Source organism: Mangrovibacterium marinum, from assembly GCF_003046625.1.
GTDB lineage: Bacteria > Bacteroidota > Bacteroidia > Bacteroidales > Prolixibacteraceae > Mangrovibacterium > Mangrovibacterium marinum.
Genome location: NZ_QAAD01000007.1, coordinates 159,500 through 180,476, shown reverse-complemented (window position 1 = coordinate 180,476; position 20,977 = coordinate 159,500). Strand labels below are relative to the sequence as shown.

Annotated in this window: 19 protein-coding genes; 11 read left to right on the top strand and 8 right to left on the bottom strand. The window is 44.6% G+C overall.

What is annotated here, in order from left to right:
• Window positions 1–22: 22 nt before the first annotated feature.
• The 4 genes from C8N47_RS08820 to purN form a co-directional block, all read right to left on the bottom strand.
• Window positions 23–1,258 (bottom strand): hypothetical protein, encoded by a 1,236-nt coding sequence (locus C8N47_RS08820; RefSeq protein WP_211316082.1) that lies wholly within the window; start codon window positions 1,256–1,258, stop codon window positions 23–25.
• Window positions 1,259–1,476: 218 nt separating this feature from the next.
• Window positions 1,477–2,496 (bottom strand): adenosine deaminase, encoded by a 1,020-nt coding sequence (locus C8N47_RS08815; RefSeq protein ID WP_107822178.1) that lies wholly within the window; start codon window positions 2,494–2,496, stop codon window positions 1,477–1,479.
• A 176-nt stretch (window positions 2,497–2,672) separates the two neighbouring features.
• Window positions 2,673–3,203, bottom strand: a complete 531-nt coding sequence (locus C8N47_RS08810) for a hypothetical protein (RefSeq protein ID WP_107822177.1) — start codon at window positions 3,201–3,203, stop codon at window positions 2,673–2,675.
• Between the two features lie 51 nt (window positions 3,204–3,254).
• A complete protein-coding gene (gene purN / locus C8N47_RS08805; protein WP_107822176.1) occupies window positions 3,255–3,830 on the bottom strand; it encodes a phosphoribosylglycinamide formyltransferase in 576 nt (191 codons plus the stop codon).
• Window positions 3,831–4,018: 188 nt separating this feature from the next.
• On the opposite strand from purN, the gene C8N47_RS08800 reads away from it, so the two are divergent.
• The 5 genes from C8N47_RS08800 (at window position 4,019) to rprY (ending at window position 8,821) form a co-directional block, all read left to right on the top strand.
• A complete protein-coding gene (locus C8N47_RS08800; protein WP_107822175.1) occupies window positions 4,019–4,255 on the top strand; it encodes an acyl carrier protein in 237 nt (78 codons plus the stop codon).
• A 19-nt stretch (window positions 4,256–4,274) separates the two neighbouring features.
• The gene (fabF, locus tag C8N47_RS08795) at window positions 4,275–5,516 is read left to right on the top strand and encodes a beta-ketoacyl-ACP synthase II (protein ID WP_107822174.1); all 1,242 of its coding nucleotides are present in this window, start codon (window positions 4,275–4,277) and stop codon (window positions 5,514–5,516) included.
• Between the two features lie 4 nt (window positions 5,517–5,520).
• Window positions 5,521–6,270, top strand: a complete 750-nt coding sequence (gene rnc, locus C8N47_RS08790) for a ribonuclease III (RefSeq protein ID WP_146161478.1) — start codon at window positions 5,521–5,523, stop codon at window positions 6,268–6,270.
• A 276-nt stretch (window positions 6,271–6,546) separates the two neighbouring features.
• Window positions 6,547–8,157, top strand: a complete 1,611-nt coding sequence (locus tag C8N47_RS08785) for a sensor histidine kinase (protein ID WP_107822172.1) — start codon at window positions 6,547–6,549, stop codon at window positions 8,155–8,157.
• Window positions 8,117–8,821, top strand: coding sequence for a response regulator transcription factor RprY (rprY, locus tag C8N47_RS08780; protein WP_107822171.1), 705 nt, complete (start codon window positions 8,117–8,119; stop codon window positions 8,819–8,821). The genes C8N47_RS08785 and rprY overlap by 41 nt, the downstream gene beginning before the upstream one ends.
• Window positions 8,822–8,949: 128 nt before the next feature.
• Here rprY and C8N47_RS08775 read toward each other — a convergent pair whose 3' ends face one another.
• From C8N47_RS08775 to C8N47_RS08765, 3 genes are all read right to left on the bottom strand, one after another.
• On the bottom strand, window positions 8,950–10,932 hold the full coding sequence (locus tag C8N47_RS08775) for a monovalent cation:proton antiporter family protein (protein ID WP_107822170.1): 1,983 nt from the start codon (window positions 10,930–10,932) through the stop codon (window positions 8,950–8,952).
• A gap of 363 nt (window positions 10,933–11,295) precedes the next feature.
• Complete coding sequence (locus C8N47_RS08770) at window positions 11,296–11,607, bottom strand: isoamylase early set domain-containing protein (protein WP_107822169.1); 312 nt, start codon at window positions 11,605–11,607, stop codon at window positions 11,296–11,298.
• Window positions 11,608–11,804: 197 nt separating this feature from the next.
• The gene (locus tag C8N47_RS08765; protein WP_107822168.1) at window positions 11,805–12,005 is read right to left on the bottom strand and encodes a hypothetical protein; all 201 of its coding nucleotides are present in this window, start codon (window positions 12,003–12,005) and stop codon (window positions 11,805–11,807) included.
• Between the two features lie 417 nt (window positions 12,006–12,422).
• On the opposite strand from C8N47_RS08765, the gene C8N47_RS08760 reads away from it, so the two are divergent.
• Window positions 12,423–14,918 (top strand): NACHT domain-containing protein, encoded by a 2,496-nt coding sequence (locus tag C8N47_RS08760; RefSeq protein ID WP_107822167.1) that lies wholly within the window; start codon window positions 12,423–12,425, stop codon window positions 14,916–14,918.
• 27 nt (window positions 14,919–14,945) lie between these two features.
• On the opposite strand, the gene lepA is transcribed toward C8N47_RS08760, so the two are convergent.
• A complete protein-coding gene (gene lepA / locus C8N47_RS08755; protein ID WP_107822166.1) occupies window positions 14,946–16,733 on the bottom strand; it encodes a translation elongation factor 4 in 1,788 nt (595 codons plus the stop codon).
• Window positions 16,734–16,941: 208 nt separating this feature from the next.
• On the opposite strand from lepA, the gene C8N47_RS08750 reads away from it, so the two are divergent.
• From C8N47_RS08750 to C8N47_RS08730, 5 genes are all read left to right on the top strand, one after another.
• Window positions 16,942–17,631, top strand: coding sequence for a lipid-A-disaccharide synthase N-terminal domain-containing protein (locus tag C8N47_RS08750; protein ID WP_107822165.1), 690 nt, complete (start codon window positions 16,942–16,944; stop codon window positions 17,629–17,631).
• Between the two features lie 4 nt (window positions 17,632–17,635).
• The gene (locus C8N47_RS08745) at window positions 17,636–18,595 is read left to right on the top strand and encodes a GDP-mannose 4,6-dehydratase (protein WP_107822164.1); all 960 of its coding nucleotides are present in this window, start codon (window positions 17,636–17,638) and stop codon (window positions 18,593–18,595) included.
• 211 nt (window positions 18,596–18,806) lie between these two features.
• The gene (locus C8N47_RS08740; RefSeq protein WP_107822163.1) at window positions 18,807–19,685 is read left to right on the top strand and encodes a cation diffusion facilitator family transporter; all 879 of its coding nucleotides are present in this window, start codon (window positions 18,807–18,809) and stop codon (window positions 19,683–19,685) included.
• A 68-nt stretch (window positions 19,686–19,753) separates the two neighbouring features.
• Window positions 19,754–20,218: a DUF6452 family protein gene (locus C8N47_RS08735; protein WP_107822162.1), complete on the top strand. Its 465-nt coding sequence runs from the start codon at window positions 19,754–19,756 to the stop codon at window positions 20,216–20,218.
• Complete coding sequence (locus C8N47_RS08730) at window positions 20,163–20,861, top strand: DUF6048 family protein (protein WP_146161477.1); 699 nt, start codon at window positions 20,163–20,165, stop codon at window positions 20,859–20,861. Before C8N47_RS08735 ends, C8N47_RS08730 begins: the two co-directional genes overlap by 56 nt.
• The last annotated feature ends 116 nt before the right edge of the window (window positions 20,862–20,977 follow it).

Genomic DNA, 20,977 nt, shown 5'->3' with positions numbered 1-20,977 from the left:
TGGTTTATATCTGAATATACGGCTACTGCCCGCTAACAAATTTTTTAATCACGGCATTTCCCAAGGCAATAAATGTGTCACGCTCGTCGACCTTCGCTTTGCCCTGTTTATCCAAGTATCCCAATCGGCCTTTCGCCACCAGATATTGGTGCGCAGCAATGACACAAGCCCCTTCATAACCGATCTTTTTCATCGCCGGACTCAGTTCCCCGCCATCGCCTCCATAAACCGTAATTGGATCCAACTTTGGGGTATTATGCTCTGTTCCGAAGGTAATAACAAAGCCGCGATTGTTGAAAAAATTCACAAATTCTTCCATGATTTCCGGCTTATTGCGCCCGGGAATAAGCTCCAGCATAGACACATTTTTTGCCACCAGTTGCTGGTATAACTGTTCGTAATCGCCCTCAAAATCGGTGAACTCCCCTTTGGCATTATCCAGCAACACCGGATAGCAAGGAATACCTCCGGCCTGAATGATCAACTCTTTCACCTGCTCTAAGCTTAAGAAAGCTTTGTCATCTTCCGGCACAAACGCTGGTCCACCCGCCTTTAGCAGATGGGACCGAATTTCATTTTCCAGACTGGCGAAATCGTGCATCGCCGACTTGGGCTCTTTCCCCGAAAACAGTTTTGTGAAGAATGCTTTTTGCTCGTCTTCTGTCGGGAATTTTTGAACAACCGCTTCCCTCAGCGCTTTCGCAATATGGCGTTCGCGAAGCAAATTCTTGGCGTATCGGCTTTTCAGTTCATCGTAAGTAAACGAAAATCCGGCTTTCAGCTCCTCCAGAAAGTCATTCAACTTGTCGATCATCTGTGCAGCCTGCCGGTTGCTTTCATTCTGAACCTGAAACAGACGGGCAATCATATCGGCATTTAAGCGCACCGGATACTTCAATCCCTTGCCGCTAAAGTAAGTGCGTCCCGGGTTATTGGGATCGTTGACCCGAATACCGGCGGCCTGCAAGTCCTTTTGCAAGCTCATAAACTCGATATTAAACAACGGAAAGATAAGCCGTTGGCGAGCCAGTTCGCAAAACTCGTCATACCCGTCGGTTGTATAGAAATCGTTGATTCCCAACACCCGGACCTTCTCCGCCTGTGCCATGGCAAATACTTGCTGAATCTCGGTAAAAGCACTAAACGAATACGGCGTATGGAAATGTCCGTTCACCGGAAGGATGTCCTGAGGGATGGTTGGCGCCATTGCCAACAGCTGCTCCGGCTTCGGGTATTTTGCAAAAACAGAAGTTGCCATAAGTTTGATTTTTAGTATTGTATTGGTTTGCCTTACAATATTAAAAAATCAAAACCGGAAAGCTATCCTTGGGTGTCCTGCTTCATCGCCGATGATACGCCCCGGAACTGGTAGCGAGCACCGAAAATCAAACAGGGGTACCTTTTCAAAAGCACCCCTGCCTACAAATCCCCATTATTTATTTGCCTGAGCTTAATTATCAGCTCGATGTCATACGATTAATTATTGGCACAATAACGATCGATCGATTCCAGGAAGCAGGCTTTTTCGTCGTCCGACAAAAAGCTCCCGTGGAACGAATTACGCGCCAATTGTGCTACTTCTTCCTTATTCAGCAACAGCGCATCGGCAACGGCCTGAAAGTTCGCGTTGATATAACCGCCAAAATAGGCCGGATCGTCGGAGTTTACAGTAACCAACAAGCCTTTGTGCAACATCTTTTTCAACGGATGTTCCTCCATATTTTGAATAACATGCAAGGCTTTGTTCGACAGCGGACAAAGAGTCAAAGGCATGCGCCGCTCATTTAATGCATCCACTAAATGATCATCCTGAATGGAGGCATTACCATGATCAATCCGATCCACTTTCAGCAAGTCGATGGCCTCACGCACATAGGCTTCAGTTCCTTCTTCGCCCGCATGGGCTACCAGCTTAAAGCCTTCTCGTCGGGCGGCAGCAAATACATCGGTAAATTTCGACGGCGGATTGCCGCGTTCTGATGAGTCGAGCCCAACGCCAACAATCTGATCTTTGTAGGGCAAAGCATCTTCAAGGGTGCGGAAGGCCGACAGCTCGACCAGGTGTCGCAAAAAGCACATGATCAGTTTTGCAGAAATGCCCAGCTTCTCGCGCCCGTCTTCCAGTGCTTTCGAAATACCATTGATCACCGTTTCAAACTGAATACCGCGCGCCGTATGTGTCTGCGGATCGAAAAAGATCTCGGCATGAACAATGCCTTCCATTTGGGCTTTTTTCAGGTAAGCCCAGGTCAAGTCATAAAAATCCTGCTCGGTTTGAAGCACATTGGCTCCGGCATAGTAAATATCCAGGAAGTCCTGAAGTTTGGTAAAGGAATAAGCTTCTCTCAGCGCCTCGATGCTTGGATATTTGAGGTGAATACTATTGCGTTTGGCCAGCTCGAACAACAATTCGGGCTCTAAAGTTCCTTCAATATGTACATGCAATTCAGCCTTTGGCAGGCCTTTGATAAAATCGGGTGATACTGTTTTTGCCATAAATGAATATTTGCGGCAAAGTTCTGCATTCTTTTTCAATCTACATCAAGACAAATGTCAGTTTATCAGCTATGATGAGCAATTATCGGGGACTGAACTACTTTAAAATGCGAAAGCCGGACTTTCCCGGCTTTCTTTCTGTCAATATTATCAATCGGCCCCATAAACACAGCGGGCTATTTCGACTGTCCTTTAAAGTAAGCCTCCTTGTCGGCAAACAGGACATTGAAAGTGGTCAAACTCCCGTAGGCCCGGGTGATGTACTGTTGCAATTGCACTTTATCCTGATCATCGAGTTTGGGGTGAGTGTTAATGTTTTGTTCCAGTACCCGCAGCCGGTCGCGGAGCATCACAATCTTATGGAAGAAGGTTTCCATCGGGATCTCTTTTGCCTGTAAATCGGGATTTGCAGGCTTCATCTCCAGCATGCCTCCTTTCCACTTGTCGGCCAGCTTGGCCCCATAAGTTATCCCCTGATACTTATCGAGCACAAGAGCCAAAGCATTTTCAACTTCCGAAAGGGTTAAGCCGGTTCGCGGCTCCTCAATAGGGGAACTGATGATTTCCAGATCGGCATTATACTTGGTGAGCTCCATTTTCCCGCCCCGTTCAAAAAAGATCTCAAAAATGGTCAAATGCGAACGACTTACAATACCTTCGCCATATACCGGGTGCTTTACCCGGGTTCCGATAGCCAGATCTTCCATTTGTTTCTGTTTTTATTGGTTTAGGCTGAAAGATAAAAAAACAACACGAAACTAATCCTGCTCTTCATCTTTCATCAACAACTCTTCAATAACACGTGGGTAATGTTCATACTCGAGCTGATGAATACGGTCGGCCAACGACTCGGGCGTATCCCCGGGATTTACCTCGCAGGAAGCCTGGAAAATAATACTTCCGGAATCGTACTTGTCGTTGACCAAATGAATGGTAATTCCGCTTTCCTTTTCTTTATTGGCAATAACAGCCTGGTGAACGTGTTTCCCGTACATGCCCTTTCCGCCGTATTTGGGCAACAGAGCCGGATGAATATTAACCGTCGTAAACTCGCTGGTCAGATTGCCCGGCATTAACCAGAGAAAACCGGCCAGCACAATCATATCAATTTTCCGATCGCTCAACTCTTCCAACACATCAATACTGTGATACAACACATCCCGATCGAAGGTATTGGTATCCACGCCCAGCTTTTCAGCCCGAATAAGTGCATAAGCATCCTCATTATTAGACCACAAGGAGTCGACAACGATGTCGCGGCTGTTTTTAAAATACTCGATTATATTTTGTGCATTAGTGCCTGACCCTGAAGCAAAAATGGCGATTCTTTTCATACTTTATCCTCTTAGAAATTACTTTTAGAACTTTAGACTAACTTGTTCAATTATAGCTGTCTCGAAAACCTTTCAACGCCCCAAAGCAACGATTTATTTCACTTTTATTTTGATTTATCTTGGGTAAATTTATTACTTTGCACCGATTTTTTAAAAACAAAATTGAATATTAACTTAAAATTAGAACTATGTCTGACATTGCATCTAAAGTAAAAGCAATTATTGTCGACAAATTAGGTGTTGACGAAAGCGAAGTAACTACTGAAGCTTCTTTCACAAATGATCTTGGTGCTGACTCTTTGGATACTGTAGAACTGATCATGGAATTTGAAAAAGAATTTGATTTGGCTATTCCAGACGATCAGGCTGAAAAGATCTCGACTGTAGGTGAAGCTATCGCTCACATCGAAGCAAACAAAAAGTAATAAATCAGAACAAAAATTTATGGAATTTAAACGGGTAGTTATTACCGGACTTGGAACCGTAAACCCGCTTGGTAATTCTGTACAGGAATATTGGGAAGGGCTAAAGAACGGAGTCAGTGGAGCAGCACGCATTACCAGAATGAATGTTGATTTGCACAAGACTCAGTTTGCATGTGAGTTGAAAGACTTTGACCCAACGCTTTACGTTGAGAAAAAGGAGGTTCGTAAAAACGACCCTTATGCACTCTACGCATATGCAGCTGCACAACAAGCGATCGAAGATTCCGGATTAGATTTGGAAGTTTTAGACAAAGATCGTGCGGGTGTAATTTGGGGTGCCGGCATTGGAGGTTTGCAGACTTTTTACGAAGATGTAAAAGCCTACAATATTGAGCGTCCTAAGTTCAATCCTTACTTTATTCCAAAAATGATTGCGAACATAGCTGGTGGATTATTATCTATCCGCTATGGTTTCCGCGGTCCAAACTTCACAACTGTAAGTGCTTGTGCATCTGCCTCACACGCAATGATTGATGCATTCAATTATATTCGTATGGGTAAAGCAGATTTATTTATTACAGGAGGTTCGGAAGCAGCAATCAACGAAGCTGGTTTAGCAGGTTTCAATTCGATGCGTGCAATTTCAACACGTAATGACGATCCGGCAACTGCATCTCGTCCTTTCGACAAGGATCGTGATGGATTTGTAATGGGCGAAGGATCTGGTGCTCTTATTTTTGAAGAGTACGAGCACGCCAAAGCCCGCGGAGCAAAAATTTACGCTGAATTTGTAGGAGGAGGTATGTCTGCAGACGCCTACCATATGACTGCCCCTGATCCAGAAGGAAAAGGTGCTGCTTTGGTTATGAAATGGGCACTGGAAGATGCTGGCATTAAACCAGAAGACATTGACTACATCAATGTTCACGGCACCTCCACTCCTCTTGGAGATATTGCAGAACCTAAAGCAATTCAAGCATGCTTTGGCGATCATGCCTATAAATTAAGCATTAGTTCCACAAAGTCAATGACTGGTCACCTATTGGGGGCTGCCGGTGCAATTGAAGCAATTGCATCAATTTTGGCTATGCAACACGGAATTATCCCTCCAACCATTAACCATTTCACCGATGATCCTGAGATCGATCCAAAACTCGATTTCACTTTCAACGAAGCAAAAGAGCGTGAAGTAAACTACGCTTTGAGCAACACCTTTGGTTTCGGAGGTCACAATGCCTCAGTAATTTTAAAGAAATACTGATAACGTGATACGATCATTCGTACAAAAAATAAAACTCTTTTCAACTCCACGAAAAGAGTTTTATTTCTTTTTAAAATCGTTGTTTGGTACCGCACCAAACAATATGACACTGTATGAAACAGCGCTCACCCATAAATCAGCCTCCAAGCTCGATACGCAGGGTAATCAGGTCAATAACGAACGACTGGAATATTTGGGCGATGCCATACTGGGCTCCATTATTGCCGAATTTTTATACAATCGCTTTCCCAACCAGGATGAAGGCTTTTTAACGCAAATGCGCTCGAAGCTGGTCAACCGAAGTTTCCTGACCGATTTAACCTACCAGATTGGGCTAAACGCCTACATCCGGTCCAATACCAACAATACGGCTGAAAACAGTCATATTTACGGTGATGCATTCGAAGCCATCATTGGCGCGCTCTACCTGGATCGCGGCTACCGGGTGACCAAAGCATTTATCGTAAAAAAGATTCTCCCCTCCTATGTTGATCTGAACCAGGTACAACACACCAACACGAATTTCAAGAGCCAACTGATTGAGTGGAGCCAGAAAAACAAGCAGGAAATCAACTTCGAGACAACCGAACATCTGTCGGGAGACAGCAAAACGCCGAGCTTCATCACCGTCATCACATCCGATGGCTTGCCAATTGGTAAGGGTGAAGGTAATTCGAAAAAGGAATCGCAGCAAAATGCCTCGCATCAGGCCATCAAATACTTGAAAAAAACCGATGCCCAATCGTTTGACTAAGGGCTAAAAAAATAGCGGGGCCCAATGACCCCGCTAAACCAAAACCTAAATTCACCTTGTTAAAACTCAGTTAAACCCCAAATTGTAAAAAGACAATTACTTCTGCTTTTCACATTTCAAAGATAGGCATTCGCCAGCTGGCTACTTGTAAAGAAATGTTAAAGCCTGTTAACGATTCCAAGCCCTCCCGAGCGGGCTAACACACAGACAATCAACGCCTGTTAAATTGTGTTAAGCAGCAATACCAGCCAACCATAAAAACTTATCTTTGTCCGTATGAGTAGAAAGATCATCATAAGCCTGATTATCCTGATGGCCTTGGTTATGACCAGCCTGATTCTGGTTCAGTCCAACTCCATAAAAAAAGCTTTTGATATCCGCGAGGAACAATTTGACCAAGCGGTTGCCCGCGTATTGAAACAAGTGATCGGCAACCTGGAACGAAAAGAAATGGCCAATCTGGCTCCCAACTATTACTCATCGGGCAATTCGCTGTTCCCCAATACCAGAAGCACTCAAAACATGGGAACCGCAAGCAATCGCAAAGCAATTAGTTTTGCCCGCCAATTTTCGAAAAACAACGGACTAAGTACTATCCGCGAAGAATTGTCGGTTAGTTTCTTCGATTCGATACCCGTTGGCGTAAATGAGCGCGGTCAACCCGGCGACTTTCCTTCGGCCTTCGACATGATTCACGACTACGACAACTATATCATGCAGGAGTGGGAACGCCGCCAGCTGGAACGAGCTGCTATTTGGCGTAATATGATCAACCAGCAACTGCTATCGAGTCTACCGCTGAAAGAACGTGTTGACCAGCAGCAACTGGAGCATCTTCTGAAGACAGAGCTGAAAGCAAGCAATATAAACCTCGATTTTAAATACGCTGTAAAATCCTTTCCCTTTGGCGAAGAACAGTTTGTTTTTGGCAGTAACGATTATGCTCCCGGGCAACGGAAGGAATACCGGGATGTGCTTTTCCCCCACGATGAAAACCCCAAACCCAACTACCTGCGTATTTATTTTCCGAAACGCGATACCTTTCTGTTGAAAGCAACCGGTTTTATGGTGATCCCCACAGTGATTCTGACATTTCTGCTGATCGCCATCTTCGTCTATACGATCCTTATTATCCTGAAACAAAAAAAGTTGTCAATTATCAAGAACGACTTCATCAACAATATGACCCATGAACTGAAGACGCCGATTTCAACCATATCGCTGGCCAGCCAGATGCTTCACGACAATAGTGTGTCCAATACCCCCAAAACCATTGAGCACATTTCCAGTGTCATTCTTCAGGAAAGCAAACGGCTGAGCTTTCAGGTTGAAAAAGTGCTGCAGATGGCCATCTTTAATGAAGGACGACTAAAATTAAAGTTCAAAGAATTTCATATTAATGACTTGGTTAGCAACGTAATTCTTAACTTTGAACTTCGCGTAAAAAATAAAGGAGGTAAACTGGGTGCCGAGTTAACGGCACAGCAAGATCTCATAAAAGGCGATGAGGTACATGTTACCAATGTCATTTTTAACTTACTGGACAATGCCGTGAAATACGGCAAAGAACAACCCGAAATTTCAATTAAAACCGAAAATAAAGGAAACTATCTCCTGATCTCAATCAAAGACAATGGGATCGGAATTCCAAAAGAACATATTGATCAGATTTTTGAACGTTTTTTCAGAGTACCAACGGGCAATGTGCACGATGTAAAAGGCTTCGGCCTTGGCCTTAGCTACGTAAAAAAAATAATTGATGCTCACCAGGGAAAAATCAAAGTAGAAAGTGTTGTAAATAAGGGAACCAAGTTTATTCTTTACTTCCCGCTTAATTTGAAAGAAAATGGATACAAAAGCAAAACTTTTATTGGCCGAAGACGATGAAAACCTCGGCTTGCTATTAAAAGAATATTTAATTGCCAAAGGCTTCGACACCGATTTGTTTGGCGACGGCGAACTGGCTTATGCCGGCTTCAGAAAAAGCGAATACAATATATGTGTCCTGGATATTATGATGCCCAAAAAGGACGGCATTTCACTTGCCCGCGACATCCGGCTGATCAACCAAAACATCCCCATCATTTTTCTTTCTGCTAAAAATCTAAAGGAGGATGTTCTGGAAGGATTTCGCACCGGCGCCGACGACTACATCACCAAGCCCTTCAGTATGGAAGAGTTGATTTTCCGGATTGAAGCAATTCTGCGCCGCACATCGCAGGACTCGAACAAAGCCGGTGGGAGTGATCAAAGCCTGTTTAAGCTGGGACGCTTTACCTTTGATCCGCGCAAGCAGGTGCTCACCAACGAGGAAAAAGAAGAACAAGTAAAGCTGACCACCAAAGAATCGGAGCTTCTGCGCTTGCTGTGTAACAATGCCAACAACGTTCTGGAACGTAACTTTGCCCTGAAAACAATCTGGATTGATGACAACTACTTCAACGCCCGAAGTATGGATGTATACATCACTAAATTGCGCAAGCACCTGAAAGAAGAACCGGCGGTTGAAATAATCAACGTGCATGGTAAAGGCTATAAACTGATTGTTTGATTTTTAGCACCACACCTTCGGCCAGGCAATGCTCTCAGGCCGGATAACTCATTACAAGGCTTCAGCGAACTTCAACTGTCAGAAAAAATCCCGTTCTTCTTTTCAGTTCGGGATTTTTTCTGCTTTTATTACGATCGCTCATCTTTGCCAAAAAGGTCGAATATTGAAGCAATCTGCTCGGAGCGGCCCATGATGTACACGATATCATTTTCCTGCAAGCATTGTTTCGCTTCGGGATGTTCAATCAGCTGCTCATCGCGCAATACAGCAATCAGCGTCACATCGTACTGCTTCCTGAACTGAATATCTTTAATTGTCTTTCCAATCACCTCCGATCCCTTTCGAACCTTCAGGGCCATAATCTCCAGGTTGGGCAATTCCTTAAAAAGCTGATTGGAGTTCTCGCTTTCATCGCGAAAGATGCCGTAGTGGTCGTCTCTGATTTTTGCAATCAGGCGGTTGATCTCTCGTCGGGGCACAAGCCGTTTATTCATCACCTTCTCAAACAAATCAATCGCCGTTTCAAACTCTTCGGGGATCACCTCATTTGCGCCGTTTTTGTACAACTCTTCAACATCGAACACATGCTTTGTACGGACAATGATGTGCACATGCGGATTCAACTGACGAATCTTCTCGATAATCGACATGGCAATAACCAGGTTGCCCACCGAGATGACCACAACCTCGGCGCTGTCGACATGAGCCTTTTCCAGAATTGGCATATTTACAGCATCTCCGTAAATGACCGTTTCACCCCGCTCCTGAAGTTTTTTGACGGTTACCGGATCAAAAATGATGGATATATAGGGCATATTCACATATTTCGCCATAAACGAAAGATTTACCGCCCGCGAATCTTTGCCGATAAAAACAGCATGATTTGAATGGGCTGGCAGCTCGATCTGTGGCAAAGGGAAAAGCCCGTCGACCAAGGCCTGCGGCAATGGCAAGCGCAGCAGCTGATCGGCCAGTCTGCGCGATCCCATCATCAGCAACGGCGTAACCGACATACTGATAATAGCCACGGCCAGAAACAGCTGGTAGTAGTCGTCCGGAATAATCTGGTAGCGCATACCGGTTTGCGCCAAGATAAACGAGAATTCGCCCACCTGCGACAAGGCCAGACCAACCATCACCGTTCCCCGGAAGGTATGTCCCAACACAAAGGCGGTTCCTCCGGCGATAATCGTTTTCAACACCAGTACCAACACGACAGTGCCAAAAACCAGGAACGGATTTTCAACAACAAATGCCAGGTTTAACAGCATGCCGATACTCACAAAGAAGAAGCTTGTAAAGGTGTCTTTAAATGGAATTAAGTGGCCAAAAGCGCTGTGACTGTACTCAGAGTCAGAAATCATCAGTCCGGCCAAAAAAGCGCCAAAAGCAAGTGAAATTCCCATTTCGGCAGTAAGCAGCGCGACCGACAAACAGATGACAAAAATGCTCATCATAAACAACTCCTGATTCCGGGTGTGCGCCACCATCTGCAACAACCGGGGCATAAGCCAGCGATTACCGACAAATACCAAGCCCACCAGCACCGCCGTTTTGCCCAGTAATAACAACAGCTCATTGGATTGGTTGGAGCTTTCGCCGCCCAACATTGGAGTAAACAGCAAAAGCGGAATCAGGATGACATCTTGAAAAATTAAAATACCAACAACCGTCCGCCCGTAGTTCGACGTTATCTCGGAGCGTTCCTGCATCAGTTTCAACACCACCGCCGTACTGCTCAGAGCTGTTAAAAAGCCAACAAACAAGGCTCCGGGCCAGTCAATCTGGTAAACACGGGCTACCAACATGGTGATCCCGGCAGTAAGCAGCAGTTGCATAAAGCCACCTACAAACACAACCTTGCGAATTTTAAAAAGATGATTGATTGAAAATTCCAGTCCAATGGTGAACATCAACAATACCACACCGATTTCGGCCATCAACTCAATCGAATGTGCCTCATTAATCAAGCCCAGAGCGTAAGGCCCGGCAACTACGCCGGTCAATAAATAACCGATAATGGTTGGCACTTTAATTTTTGTAAACAAAAAGTTTACGGTTGTCGATAAGGCAAAAATGATTACGATATCAATTAATAAACCAAGTTCCATAAGCTAATTCAAGTTAAAACAATCTGATCTCCCGATATGCCATTCTGTTGGCATTTTCAAAATAAGCATATTTCTGCAAGCGATCGTCATTCAACTTGACTCAACTCCTATTTATTTGGATTAAATTGATTTTCTCAGCCTGAACGTGCTGCTGAGGACTGATGGCAAAAGCTCGGGCAAACAGGGTCCAACAAGTCTGATTCTTGCAGAGACATCGCAACTGTGCCGTTTTGCCAGCCCGAGGAAGCGAGCTAAAAGATTGAAGTGTTAGCGTAGGGCGGGGAGATAGCGTTGGGGTAAAAAAACTGTGGTTCGGGAGCTCTTTAGGCAGTGCTCTCAAACACACAGTTTCACAGGGTATTACTATATGACTAAAACAGAATTGTAATCTTCAACATCCACCCCACTAGGTGTCAAACCATCAGCCTGCGGTTCGTTTTCCCAAAAGTAATCGTCAACCAGGTAGCGAAACTGATATTCCTGGTTAGTCTTCAGTTCCAGTTCCTGAACAAAATCACCCTCGGCGGTTTGTGCCATTGGCTCGGTGTTCCGATCCCAATTGTTAAACTCGCCCACGATGCGCACATTTTGAGCATCGAGCGACCAATCATTCGTTACTCCAAATACAATCCGACACAATTGCTCTTTTTCTGAATATTCCTTCTTTAAAATCATTAAACGTCTTTTTTCGGTTGGTTAATCATCACAATACTCATGCTCACTTTCGTGTTTACAGCCTCCGGCAAGGACATTCGGAAACGACTTATTCCGGAACACTTCCATGAGCTAATAGGTAAATGGGCATAGAATGCCGCATAAGGCCTCCCTGCTCAAGCAGAACCAGGCTTTTAAGATCGGGGACAAAAAATGGATTAATGGAAATACTCCGGATTGATGTTCGCGCGCTTAACAGTGGCTTTCATCTGCCAGTCGACTACAAATTCCGGGTGACGACCCCCTCGTTCAGGAACATTTACCGGAGCAATGGCGTCGCCGCGATGAGATTTTTCCGCCCGTTCGCTGCTCCGTGTCGAACTACGGTCTTTCAAAACAGAATCAGGTTTAATAAACATAGTAGTTAGCTTTTAGTTAGTAACAAAACAATTTAAAGTTACGAATTCAAACCATCCTCGATCTATATTCGCCATTCATTTCCTGTTCATTTTAGTCAGGGAACAAAATCAGCCTCACCCCGCCATTAATGTCTCATTAACACATCTAAATAAAAAGATGAAAATTAGTCTATTTTATTTTAAAATCGATACTTATGTTCTATATTGGCTTATCAAAAACGCCCGAAACAATAAGCAAGACAAAGTCGCATAGATTCTGTAAAATAAACAATATCCTACTATGAACACGAACATCAAAGCACAGCAGCCCATTTCCAACGAAAAAAACGAGGTCCCGGAGTTGGACTGATCAACTTTAATTCGTAAATTATAATATAATACCAGGTTTTTCAGAATACAATTCAATTGAAGGGGATCATGAAAAAGCAGGAGAACTTAATAAAAGAGCTGGTCAAAGACGAGATCCGGAAAAAATACGGACAGCAAATCAGTGCTGCCAGAGACTGTCAGACGCTCGCGGAGTCGATCCTTGAATCCACAGGCCGACAGATTAGTGTTTCGACTCTTAAGCGCTTTTTTGGCATCATTCAATCACCATTCAATCCTTCGAAATACACCCTCAACACCCTGGCTATCTATCTGGGTTTTTCAAACTGGACGGACTATGCTGTTAGTTTCGAAAAAAACAAACATAAATACTCGAGCCTGAACTCGTGGGAACAGCTAAAAAAACGAGCCTGCTACCTGAGCAACAACTCCATGCTGACGATTGGCTCGCGCATCAAATCGGAACAGTTGCAGCATCGTCCGCGGGCATTTGCCATCGAAAAACTGGAAGGCTTCATGCAGTCGTCGCAAGTGGCAACAGCCTTCATCGCCCCCGGCGGATATGGGAAATCCACGTTGATCTACCAATGCGCCGAATACTTTTTCCTGGGACCTGATGCCCGCTACCCGAACGATATCGCCATGCTGCTCGACGGTGGTAGTTTAATCAGCATCGTCAACAAATTCGATCAATTTAACTGGCTTCACAACTTACTCTTGTTCAAGCCAGAAAATAGCTTCAGTAAGTATTTCAGGGAGCATCCGGATGAAGTGAAAGGTCATTTTGTTCTAATTATTGATGCGCTGAATGAGATCTTCTACCACACCGATAAGCTAAGCGGTTTTATAGAAAACCTGTTGGATATTGTAAGTTCGTATGAAGAGGTTCCCTGGTTCAAACTAATTATTACTTGCCAACCTGATAATTGGAAAATACTGAGCTGCCTGGCCCGGAAAAAGCCCGCAGTCACACAACAATGGTTTGATGTAAGCTTCGACGAACTACCCGAGCTGACCATCAATGTTCCGCTGCTAACTAAGACCGAAATAAAGCGGACGCTCGAACAAAAATACCCCAAACAGTTCTATCGTCAGCTGAGCTTTCATTCGCCGCAGCTGCTCAAGATTATAGCCCGTCCGTATTTTCTGAACCTGTTCATGCAGCAAGAAGAGGCTATGCCGGGCTGCGAAATTGACTTATTGCATACATTCCTGTCGGAAACGATTTTATCGGAACCTTATGCTGCTGAGAAGTTTAAAATTATTGATTCGTTGCTCCAACATTCACAATACGGGAAACGAATTACGCCGGTACAGAAAGATGAACTTCCGCAATCGGATGAATACAAAAGCGCCTACCGCGAGTTAATTTCACGAAATATAATCTACGAGCAGAATGTTCCCTGCAGCTATCTGTCGGTTACTACCGAGGTTCGCTTTTCGAACGATATCTTAATGGAGTTTATGCTGGCCAACAAATGGTTGCGCGAAAACCAATTCAACCTCAATCTGATTCGCAAAATCAACGACTACTACAGCGAGAACAAATTGCTACGCTTCAACCTGATCAAATTCATCATAAAAATTGCCTTTAAAGAACGAAAAGCAGATTTTCTGAAGGACATCTTTTCGATCTTTGAGGACACGAATCCAGCGTACATCCGCATCAAACAAACCGATGTGGATTCGGAAATATTCAATCTCATCAATATTGAATTGCGGAAACATCCCGAATTACGGGACTACCTGATTCCGCATTTCGCTCAATCGCGTGCAGGGCAAATATTGTATTTCGAAAGCTTTTTCGATATGGATTCGTTAGTTTTGCACGCCGGCGACAACATCAACTATTACCTTGAAAACAAACCCGGACCGGAAGCCCAAATTTACGGGCACCACCTAAAATTTACCCAATACTTTTTAACCTCGGATCGCGAAAAGCAGCGAGAAGAGTACGATTGGTTTAAAGCCATAGAAAAGCCGCAGTTACTGAATCCGTTAACCAGCGGGTTTTACCACTCGGTACGCCTGTTGTTCGAGCCAACAATCAGCAAGGAACATTGGACAAGCATCCTACACCAGGCAGAACAATTTTACCTGCAGGAGTCGCAGCAACGCTACAATTTCCCCATATTCGAATACCTGCTGATCAACGCCCTGAACTACAAAAACAACTTCGATAAAATTCGGGAACTGGTGCAACTCACCACCGAGCGGTACATCTTGACCAAACAAAAGTCGAACTGGCTTTACCAGCTCATAATTAGTTTCAATGCCCGGGCTATGCTGCATACAGGGGATGAGGAACGTGCAACTGAAACATTCCGGCAAACCGAGCTAAAATCGATTGCCCCCAACTATAAATACTATGCAAAAATACGGTATCTCCTGGTTCAGGTCGAGTTTTTGGAATATGCCCGCAAAATTGAGGAAGCGTTAGCTGTTTTAACCGAGATCAAAGCAATAGCGCAAATGCTCCGCTTTAAGTATTTCTATGACCAGGCATCGGAATACGAACGAAAACTAAAGACTAACAGCTCCGGCGAAAACTCCGGTCGGAAAAGAAAAAACCTCAAAGCGCACTGAACACGCGATGAGGTTTGATATGATCAATTAATCTAATTTCAACACAGCAAGGAAGGCTTTCTGCGGCACTTCAACATTACCAACTTGCTTCATCCGCTTCTTCCCTTTTTTCTGTTTTTCCAGCAGTTTTCGCTTTCGGGTAATATCGCCGCCGTAACACTTGGCAGTCACATCCTTGCGAACCGCTTTAATCGTTTCGCGGGCGATAATTTTTGCACCGATAGCCGCCTGAATGGCAATATCAAACTGCTGACGGGGAATGAGTTCCCGCAATTTCTCGCACATCCGCCGACCCAAAGTGTAGGCATTATCGAAGTGAATCAACGAGGAAAGTGCATCCACCATTTCGCCGTTCAAAAGGATATCCAAACGCACCAATTTAGCCGGTTTAAAACCAATCATGTGATAATCGAACGAGGCATAGCCCTTCGAGATTGACTTGAGCTTGTCGTAGAAGTCGAAAACAATTTCGCCCAGGGGCATATCAAAAGTCATCTCGGTGCGCTCGGCTGTCAGGTAATCCTGCTTAATCAGCTGACCTCGTTTATCCAGACAAAGCGTCATTACCGGGCCAATAAAATCGGACTTGGTAATAATTTGTGCACGAATATAAGGTTCTTCAATTTCGTTAATTTTATTGGAAGAGGGCAAGCCACTGGGGTTATACACCTGCATGGTTTCGCCATCGGTTGTATGTACCAGATACGACACGTTGGGAACCGTGGTGATCACATTCATATCGAACTCGCGATCCAAACGTTCCTGAATGATTTCCATGTGCAACATACCAAGGAATCCACACCGGAATCCAAAGCCCAATGCGGCCGACGACTCGGGCTCGTAAGTCAGCGAGGCATCGTTCAGCTGAAGTTTTTCCATGGCTGCACGCAAATCCTCATAGTCATCCGAATCGATGGGATAAACACCTGCAAAAACCATCGGTTTAACCTCTTCGAAACCTTCAATAGCTTTATCGCACGGACGCGCTTTATGGGTAATCGTATCACCTACTTTTACTTCCTTGGCCATTTTAATGCCAGAGATGATGTACCCAACATCGCCGGTACCAAGCATTTTGCGAGGCTCCATTCCCAATCGCAACACGCCAACTTCGTCAACATCGTACTCCTTTTTGGTATTCACAAACTTCACCAGGTCTCCCTTGTTGATGGTTCCGTTAACCACCTTAAAGTAGGCGATAACTCCCCGGAAGGGATTAAAAACCGAGTCGAAGATCAACGCCTGAAGCGGTGCTTCGGGATCTCCAACCGGAGCAGGAATGTCTTCAACAATACGGCGTAGAATTTCGTCGACTCCCTCGCCTGTTTTACCACTGGCGCGGATAATATCTTCGCGTTTGCAACCGATCAAATCAATAATCTGGTCTTCCACAACTTCGGGCATGGCATTGGGCAAATCCATCTTATTCAACACCGGGATAATCTCCAGGTCGTGTTCAATAGCCAGGTACAAATTCGAGATCGTCTGTGCCTGTATGCCTTGTGTTGAGTCGATAATCAACAGTGCACCTTCGCAGGCCGCAATCGAACGCGACACCTCGTACGAAAAGTCGACGTGTCCCGGAGTATCAATCAGGTTCAAGGTATATTTCTCGCCATCTTGTTCATAGTCCATCTGAATGGCATGACTCTTAATGGTAATCCCTCTCTCCTTCTCAAGATCCATACTATCCAATACCTGAGCCTGCATATCGCGCTCGCTAACCGTTTTGGTTACTTCCAGTAAACGGTCGGCCAACGTACTTTTTCCGTGATCAATATGAGCAATAATGCAAAAGTTGCGAATGTTCTTCATCTGGTTAATTTGTAAAATTCTATTAGCCAATTTCTCCCAATGTAATTTGCGCAAAGATATTCAAATTTTGGGAAGAAACACACGATGTTACAAGCCTTCGGAAACTTTAAGTAATCACCAATAAATAAAGCTTATACGTTAAAATCAGCAAATTAGTCAATCGACAACAATATTCGGCTATCTTTGCAGCGCAAACAGAAAAATCGAAATGGATCATATCCTGATATTAGTAGTCGGCTTTATTGCGCAAGCCTTATTTTTCGCCCGCATTATTATTCAATGGTTTAAGTCGGAACACGAAGGGAAAGTTCTTTCCCCCGTTTTATTCTGGAAAGTCAGCCTGGTGGCATCAATACTGATGCTTGTGTATGGAATTCTCCGCAAAGATGCAGCCATCCTCATCGGACAAATTCTGGTCTATTTCATCTACATTCGTAATATCCAGTTGAAGGACGCCTGGAAAACGATGTCGATGATCAGTCGCCTCCTGCTTTTGGTTACTCCGGTTATCATTTTAGGCTATTTGTTTTTCGGAACAAACTATTCGCTGGCCACTTTTTTCAAAAATGAAGACAACCCGCTACTACTGATGAGTTGGGGAATTCTGGCACAGCTCACTTTCATTTCGCGTTTCTTCTATCAATGGCTTTATTCCGAAAACAAAAAAGAATCGGTCCTACCTGTTGGCTTCTGGATCATTAGCATTGCCGGTGCGGCCATGAACTTCGTTTATGGTCTTTTCCGTTTCGACCTGGTGCTGATTGCCTCGCACGGCCTGGGCTTGTTTATTTATCTGCGAAATATTCTGATTCTTCAAAATAAAAAGAGTCTCTTCAGCCGTTTAAACATTCCCTTTTTAAACGAGCTTATCGCCCGAGTTTCAAACAAAATCAAATAGTATTATGGCAACAATTCTCGTTACAGGCTGTGCCGGTTTTATTGGTTCTCATCTAACGGAGAAGTTTTTAAACAAGGGCCATCAGGTAGTTGGAATTGATAATTTCGACCCCTTTTACGATCGTTCGGTAAAGGAAAAAAATATGCAAGGCTTCATCAGCAACGAAAGCTTCCGTTTTTTTGAGCTTGACTTGGCTGAACAAAGCAGCTTGATGAATGGACTGGAAAACAGTAAGATTGATGCCATCGTACACTTGGCCGGCAAGGCTGGCGTACGCCCCTCCATTGAAGATCCGCAAGGCTATATTCGCGCCAACATTGTTGCCACCCAAAACATACTGGATCTGATGAAGGAACGCCATATTCGAAAACTGGCTTTCGCGTCTTCATCATCGGTTTACGGCAATACCAAAGAAACACCTTTCCACGAAAATCAGGATGTGAGTAATCCGATCTCGCCCTACGCTTTTACGAAAAAAGCCTGCGAGTTACTGAATTACACCTATCACTCGCTGCACAAGCTCGACATCGTCAATATGCGGTTTTTCACCGTCTTCGGGCCTCGCCAACGCCCCGATCTGGCCATCCATAAGTTTACCCGGCTGATCACAAACGGCAAGGAGATTCCGATGTTCGGTGATGGCAGCACCTCGCGCGACTACACCTATGTGGCCGATACAGTTGACGGGATTTACCGGATTGTCGACTACCTTTTCAACAAGGATGAGGTTTATGAAATTGTGAACCTGGGGAACAACCAACCAGTGACGCTTCGCGATATGATTGCATCGATTGAAAGAGCAACCGGACAAAAGGCCAACATCAAGCAATTGCCGATGCAACCCGGAGATGTGGATATTACCTTTGCCAACATCGACAAAGCAAAAGCCATGTTCGGCTACAACCCGCAATTCGCTTTTGACAAAGGCATTGAAAATTTTGTAGCCTGGTATCAGCACGGCTAATCAGCTATTCCCCAAACAGCTTAGGCCACAGTCAATTTACACCGATTCGCCTTTAAAACAACCCGATAAGTTCATTTCTTCTTTTATCAGGCTTCAAATAGCCAGGGAGCATTACACCTCAATATTTCAGTGTATAAGTTTGCCGGTAAAAAGACATTACCGGCAAACAACAGCATTGCATTTTTAGTCGTGAATTCCCTATTTTTGTCCAATGAATTCATCCAAACACAAGTACATCATTTGGGAAGGCTGGATCTCTATCACCGCCAACATCCTGTTGTTCTTTCTGAAATACTGGGCGGGGATCGTTTCCGGATCGATTGCGCTGATTGCCGATGCCTGGCATACCTTAACCGACTCTGTTTCGTCGGTCATTGTTTTAATCGGGGGGAAACTATCACGCAAACCGGCCGACGATGATCACCCCTTTGGACACGGACGTGCGGAACATATCGCCGCTGTAATTATCGGCGTGCTGCTGGCAATCGTTGCCTTCGATTTTATCATTAGCGCCTACGATAAACTTGCTTCCCGCGAGTCCGGAAACTTTGGCACCGTCGCCATCGTGGTAACCCTTGTTTCGATAGTAACCAAAGAGGCCATGGCGCAATACGCATTTTGGGCATACCGAAAAACAAATGCCTCAATCCTGAAAGCCGATGCCTGGCACCACCGCACCGACTCCTTATCGTCTTTAATCATTTTAATCGGGATTATTTTGGGACGGTATTTTTGGTGGATTGACGGGTTGCTGGCCTTCGTAGTAGCCGCCATGATTGGCTTTGCCAGCTATGAAATTCTATCAAAAGAAATAAAATCGCTACTGGGCGAAGATGTTGATCCGCAAGAAGTGGAGCAGATCAAACAAGAAGTCTTCCTGCTCCTGAAAAGAGAAGTTTACATTCATCATTTTCACCAGCACCGCTACGGCGACCACAGCGAGCTCAGCTGCCACATTAAGCTGCCTGCACAAATGCCTTTGGAGGATGTGCACAACATCTGCAGCCAGATCGAAAAAATGATCCTCCATAAATTTAAGATGGTGGCAACCATTCACCCCGAACCCTTGAACGAGCAAACAAAGCCGTAAAGTTTTTAGCTCCGCATACGCTTTCCTTGATATAATGCTTAAATTAGTCCGCTCAGAACAAACAAAGCATGAAGCAGTTTTTCTTTTCTATCATCTTAATTGTTGCGACCGTTGCCTGTAAAGAAGTTTACGACACACCTCCCGAGTCGCGCGTACAGCTTGGGCTGTATTACACCAACGAAGACAATAGTGACACACCTCTTTTAACAACTTATGGCTTGGGGCAGGATAGTATTTGGTACGATGCTGAAAACACCGATTCATTCCTGTTGCCTCTGTCGGATGCAGGTGTATCAACCTTCGTCGTATTAATTGATTCCGTGGCCGACACACTCCAGATTCAGTACACACCTCAGGTTACCTACGAAAGTATGGAATCGGGCTTTTATTACACCTTCTGGATTCAAACGGTGATGAGCACAGCCAACAAAATTGACAAGATCTTTCTGACGGACACCCTGGTAAATGAAAACTGGCATGAAAATATTCAACTATACCTTAACGATAGCACTGCTTTTACTGTCGCTGACTAGTACGGCGCAACAAAAAGAAAAAAAAGTCAAACCCAAGCGGACTGACAATTATATTCACATGCCGGGATTACGCTTGGGACTCGATATTTCGCGACCATTCCAGCAACTATGGACCAAAGGAGACCGATACGGAAGCGAGTTTAGTGCCGATTTTGAAGCCAGCCCGAACCTGTATCTTGTTGCAGAGGCTGGCTGGGAAAAGCTTAAACTGGATCAACCACGGGTTAATTATAACAGTTCGGGAACCTACCTGCGCCTGGGAGCCGACTATAATGTACTTGGTCCGGAAGATACCGATACTAAAAGTATGTTCTACTTTGGCTTTCGCTATGCATTCGACATTGCCCGACAACAAACAGATTCGTACACCATCCAAAACTACTGGGGCAGCACCATGGGCTCGTTCCCTGAACAAAAATTCAACTCGCACTGGATGGAATTAATTCTCGGGATTAAAGGAGAAATAGTGAAAAATTTTTACATGGGCTGGAGCATACGTGCCAAGTTTTTGCTGGCACAAACAGCAGAAGAATTACCGGAAATCTATTTCACGCCGGGGTTTGGCAAGTCGGAGAGCACCGTGGCTCTGGATTTTACCTATTCGATTTACTACACCCTTCCGTTTAAATTCAGAAAGAAGTAGCTTCCCTTAATCAGTTTTGGGGAAGAAAACGCAATAAAGGAAACGACACGCACCACGCGGATGCCCTAGTTTTAATGGCTTCTGTGCGGATCGACTTTACACGAAAAACATTCATG